The sequence below is a fragment of the Flavobacterium branchiophilum NBRC 15030 = ATCC 35035 genome (assembly GCF_002217205.1).
Taxonomy (GTDB): domain Bacteria; phylum Bacteroidota; class Bacteroidia; order Flavobacteriales; family Flavobacteriaceae; genus Flavobacterium; species Flavobacterium branchiophilum.
On record NZ_MUGT01000057.1, the window covers coordinates 1 to 5,685 of the forward strand.

At 31.4% G+C, this 5,685-nt stretch carries 5 protein-coding genes; all 5 read left to right on the plus strand.

What is annotated here, in order from left to right:
* Nucleotides 1-826 precede the first annotated feature (826 nt).
* Nucleotides 827-1,567, plus strand: a complete 741-nt coding sequence (locus B0A58_RS08135) for a hypothetical protein (RefSeq protein ID WP_089080650.1) — start codon at nt 827-829, stop codon at nt 1,565-1,567.
* Nucleotides 1,568-1,600: 33 nt separating this feature from the next.
* Nucleotides 1,601-2,500 carry a helix-turn-helix domain-containing protein gene (locus tag B0A58_RS08140; RefSeq protein WP_089080651.1) on the plus strand — a complete coding sequence of 300 codons (900 nt, stop codon included), beginning with the start codon at nt 1,601-1,603 and terminating at the stop codon, nt 2,498-2,500.
* Nucleotides 2,501-2,680: 180 nt separating this feature from the next.
* Complete coding sequence (locus B0A58_RS08145; RefSeq protein ID WP_089080652.1) at nt 2,681-3,778, plus strand: diphosphomevalonate/mevalonate 3,5-bisphosphate decarboxylase family protein; 1,098 nt, start codon at nt 2,681-2,683, stop codon at nt 3,776-3,778.
* 28 nt (nt 3,779-3,806) lie between these two features.
* Entirely contained in the window at nt 3,807-4,745 is a 939-nt protein-coding gene (locus tag B0A58_RS08150; RefSeq protein WP_014084707.1) for a mevalonate kinase family protein, read from the plus strand.
* A gap of 9 nt (nt 4,746-4,754) precedes the next feature.
* Nucleotides 4,755-5,675 carry a geranylgeranylglycerol-phosphate geranylgeranyltransferase gene (locus B0A58_RS08155; protein WP_089080653.1) on the plus strand — a complete coding sequence of 307 codons (921 nt, stop codon included), beginning with the start codon at nt 4,755-4,757 and terminating at the stop codon, nt 5,673-5,675.
* Nucleotides 5,676-5,685 lie beyond the last annotated feature (10 nt).

The window sequence follows — 5,685 nt, forward strand, 5'->3', positions numbered from 1 at the left end:
TTAAAACAAAAGAAGAAAAAAGCAATTAATGATTTTTAAAACTTAAAAAAGAATTGACGCTAAATGGATACCAAATTGGAAAACTATTTGTTGAAGATATTGAAACTCCACAATGGCTATTTTTACCTTTTACAATTTCAATTATATTAAATTTATTTTTAATATTCTATTCATTTAAGGAAAAACCGAAAGTAACTTTAATTTTAAGTATTGTAAACCTAATTCTAATAATTATTCCTTTGATTATGTTATACTTTGAAAAAATATTTGAAGATATTGAACAACTAAAAATTGGTTATTATTTATTAGTGTTTAATTTAGTAATAATATCATTTCAATCATATTCAGAATTGAAAAGAAAAAACAGCCGCTAACAGCTAGCCTTTCATTGCATCTGCAAGCCGAGCAATGAATTGTAATCAACGAATACTTATAAAAAATATAGTTAATGGGTTAAACCGATTACATGGACCCCCATTATGGGTTTTTCGAAAAGTTTTTTGTTAGGATTGTAAGAGGATTTAGTGCCTCTTTTTTATAAACTGTTTCTTTTTATTATTCTTTTTGAAAAACATTTAACGGCATTTTTTTATAGAAATACAAATTCTAAATTAGCTGATTTGAAATAATTTGTTTGTTAATATTGAAATATTTATTTATATATACAAATAAAAATTAAGAATATATTTCGTTTTAGTGTTTGCATTTTACATCTTAAGACTTCCAAATGGTTTGATTTTTGCCATATTAAATTTGAAATATATCATTGAAACAATTATAAATGGTACAATTTTGCACAAGTCATCTTTTTAAAATTATTTGATTTATGCAACATGGTATTTTTTCCAAATGGGTTTTGTTTATTTTACTTTTTACTAACAGTATTTTTTCTCAAGAAGCTGCTACAACTACTTCGTTTTCTGGAGCCATTACTGCTACAAACAATGGCATTTCGCTTTTGCCTACTTTTTCTTTGGGAAAACCAGCCGCAATTTTTGATTTTTCTATACATGCTTCCCGTTGGAGTTTCGACCCTCAATTGCGTTTTTCATTAGAGGCACAACCTTGGTCGTTTATTTTTTGGGGAAGGTATAAAATAGTAACTCATTCACGGTTTAAATTAAGCTTGGGAGCACATCCAGCCATCGCTTTCAAAGAAGAAACTGTATTGGATCAGCATGGCGTTGTAAAAAATAACCTCATTACAAACCGATACACTGCCACTGAAATTGTTCCTACTTTGACGCTTTCTAAAAATGCAAGTATTGGTTTGTATTACTTATATTCGCACGGATGGGATTTTGGTACAACAAATAACACCCATTTTATTACACTGAATAGTACGTTTTCTAATATCAAAGTGGTACCCGAAATTTTTTTGAAATGGCAACCTCAAATCTATTATTTGAAAATGGACAATAAATCGGGCTATTATTGTTCCACAACAGTAAGTTTGTATAATAAGAAAACACCTTTTGTATTGTCTTCAATTGTAAATCAATCGATTCAAACTGTTATTCCTGGCAAAGCTTTTATATGGAATTTGTCTCTAACCTATAATTATTGATGCAATTTATTCTATTTTTTTGTATTTTTGACTATGGAAAAACCAGAAACATTAGCTGATTTTTATAAAAATAAATTCAATTGGATGCCCGAAAATCTCAAAAACGAATTAGGGCATTTCAATGTGTTTACATTAGCCCCTTTTGTGGGCGACAAAGCACAGCCGATTCCTTATAAACGTAGGGATTTTTTTAAAATTAGTTTGGCCAAAGGGAACAGCAATGTCTATTTTGCAGATCAGGTGGTCGAAGTAAAAAAGCAGGCACTTTGTTTCTCAAATCCGCAAATTCCTTACAAATGGGATCATTTAGAAGAATATAGAGCGGGTTATTTTTGCATTTTCAATACCCATTTTTTTCATCAATTTGGCAATCTTAACCAATATACGGTTTTTCAACCCAATGGCACACCTATTTTTGAATTGACCGATGAACAGTTGGCCAAAGTAGAACCCATTTTCGTTAAAATGCTAGACGAAATCAATGCAGATTATGTTTTTAAATACGATTTGTTAAGAAATATGGTTTATGAGTTGTTGCATTTTGCAATGAAATTAGAACCAAAAGCCAGAATAAACGGACATTCTATTAATGCCTCCGAACGCATAGCAACTTTATTTTTAGAATTGTTGGAACGCCAATTTCCCATAGACGATGCACACCAAAGCATGCAAATTGGCACAGCATCTGAATTTGCAAACCAGCTCAATGTACACGTAAACCATTTGAACCGAGCCATAAAAGCAGTAACCCATAAAACTACTTCGCAACTTATTGCCGAAAGGAAAGTGCAGGAGGCCAAAATATTATTAAAACACAGTTTGTGGAACATTTCCGAAATAGGATATAGTTTAGGTTTTCAGGAAGGGACCCATTTTAATAGTTTTTTTAAAAAACATGTTGGTATATCGCCTTCTCAATTTAGAACACAATAAATTAATGTAAATTAGATTATGGCATGAAACCATGATAAAACGACCCGTAGCCCTCTTTCTTTTTTGCCAAATAAATAAAACAGTTTTGTTATTTTTTTAAGTTAAGAAAAATTTACTATTTGTTGTTTATTCAATCTCCAAATTGACTACCTTTGCATGATAAATTTGTAATTAATCCACATGATTATCCAATCAGAAAATCAGTTTGTAGCAACAACATTTTTAGAAAACATTCAAGAAGGCACCCTTCAATGGAGTGCCCCAAGTAATATTGCATTGGTTAAATATTGGGGCAAGCAAGAGGTAAGCACCCCTCAAATTCCTGCAAATCCTTCTATAAGTTTTACACTAAATCATTGTAAAACCATAACCCAATTACATTTTCAAAAAAAAGCCCATACCCATGATTTTTCTTTTGAATTGCTTTTTGAAGGCCAACCCAAGGAAGCATTTAAACCCAAAATTTTACAATTTTTTGAACGAATAGTCAAATATTGTCCTTATTTGAAGGCATATCATTTTCAAATAGATACACAAAATACTTTTCCACACAGTTCGGGTATAGCGTCTTCTGCTTCAGGAATGGCAGCTTTGGCAATGAATATAATGAGTTTGGAAAAATTGTTAAACCCGCAAATAACAGACGAATATTTTTACAAAAAAGCTTCGTTTTTGGCTCGATTGGGTTCTGGTAGTGCGTGCAGAAGCATCAAAGGACAATTGGTCATTTGGGGTCAGCATCCTCATTTTGATAGTTCGGATGTGTTTGGAATACCATTTCCAAATCAAATACACGAAGTGTTTACAGATTTTCAAGATACAATTTTATTAGTAGATAAAGGCGAAAAACAAGTATCGAGCACACTTGGTCACAATTTGATGCACGGCCATCCATTTGCAACACAACGATTTGAACAAGCAAAATTACAACTACATCAATTATCATTAGCCATTTCAAAAGGAGATTTAGAAACTTTTATTGCCATTGTAGAAAGCGAAGCACTAACCTTACATGCTATGATGATGACTTCGATGCCTTATTTTATCTTAATGAAACCCCCTACATTAGCCATAATTAATGCGATTTGGCAATTTAGAAAAACGACCCAAATTCCAGTCTGTTTTACGTTAGATGCGGGGGCAAATGTGCATGTTTTGTATCAAAAAAAATATTTGAAAGCAGTTGAAACATTTATTCAACAAGAATTAGTTGTTTATTGTCAAAAAGGGCAGTATATTTGCGACGAAGTAGGCCATGGAGCTACACAAATGATTTAATGAACCCCAAATTAATCAACAAAATAAGATGAAAGGACCACTTTTTTATTCAAAAATATTACTTTTCGGAGAGTATGGCATCATTCAAGACTCTAAAGGACTGTCAATACCGTATAATTTTTATAACGGAGCCTTAAAAGTTGATGAAAATCCTAGTGCCGAAGCTGTAAAATCCAACGAAAGTTTGAAACGATATGTAAGTTATTTGCAAAATTTACAAATAGAACAGCCAAATTTGGTTCGGTTTCATTTGGAATTGTTGCAAGAAGATGTTCAAAGGGGCATGTATTTTGACTCTAGTATCCCACAAGGGTATGGAGTAGGGAGTAGTGGTGCCTTGGTAGCCGCTATTTATGATAAATATGCTTATGATAAAATTACCGTGTTAGAAAATTTAACACGTGAAAAATTACTTACTTTAAAACATATTTTTGGTCAAATGGAATCTTTTTTTCATGGAAAAAGTTCTGGCCTCGACCCATTAAACAGCTATTTGAGTATTCCTATTTTGATACATTCTAAAGACAATATTCAAACGGCAGGTATTCCTACCCAATCCATAAACGGCAAAGGGGCTGTATTTTTGATAGATTCTGGCATTGTTGGCGAAACAGCTCCAATGGTAAATATTTTCATGGAAAACCTTAAAGACCAAGGCTTTAGAGTGATGTTGAAAAACCAGTTTGTAAAATATACCGATGCTTGTGTAGAAAATTTTTTGGGAGGCGATATGAAATCCCTATTTTCTAATACTAAAAAATTATCAAAAGTAGTATTGAACCATTTCAAACCAATGATTCCTGAAGCTTTTCACGGTGTTTGGCAAAACGGCATAGATACCAATGATTATTATTTGAAACTTTGCGGTTCTGGAGGCGGAGGCTACATTTTAGGCTTTACCGAAGATTTGGAAAAAGCACAAACAGCACTAAAAGATTATAAACTTGAAGTGGTGTACCAATTTTAATTACTACTTATGTTGAGCCGAAAAAGTAAATGGTTGATACTGAAGTTTGTAAGTCTTTTTTCGGTTGTCAGAGCCTATAATATTATCGTGATTATTTTGGCTCAATATCTTGCCGCTATTTTTATTTTAGCTCCAGAAGTAAGAGCGTTAAGTGTAATTTTGGATGTAGATTTATTTATATTGGTATTGGCTTCAAGCATGACTATTGCTTCGGGTTATATCATCAATAATTTTTATGACAGTCAAAAAGATTTAATCAACAGGCCCAATAAATCCAAATTGGACCGACTAGTAAGTCAATCTACAAAATTACAAGTCTATTTTGGTTTAAATTTTTTAGTTGCTATTATTGCCTTTATCGTTTCTTGGCGAGCCGTATTATTTTATTCAACATACATTTTTTTAATTTGGATTTATTGTCATAAATTTAAAAAAATACCGTTTGTTGGCAACATTTTAGCATCTATATTGGCGGTTTTGCCATTTTTTGGTATATTATTATATTTTAAAAATTTTTATGAAGTTATTTTTTTTCATGCCAGTTTCCTTTTTCTTTTGATTTTGGTTCGAGAAATGATCAAAGATTTAGAAAATATGAAAGGAGATTTTGCTAATAATTATTTAACAATTCCAAATGTATATGGCGAAAATTGGTCTAAAAGAATCATTATTTCCTTACTCATATTTACAGTAATTCCTGTATATTTTTTGGTAAATGTTTACTCGGTAGGTTATATGGATATTTATTTCTATATGTGCTTCATCTTTTTTATATATTTAAGCATCAGCCTTTGGAAAGCCCATACTCAGGAAGCTTTTTTAAACACCCATAATATTTTAAAAGTATTAATTTTAGCGGGTGTTTTTAGTATTATTTTGATCGAACCCAGTGTATTAATACATGGTAGAAATTATATTTTGGGCAAATAATACCAAATAT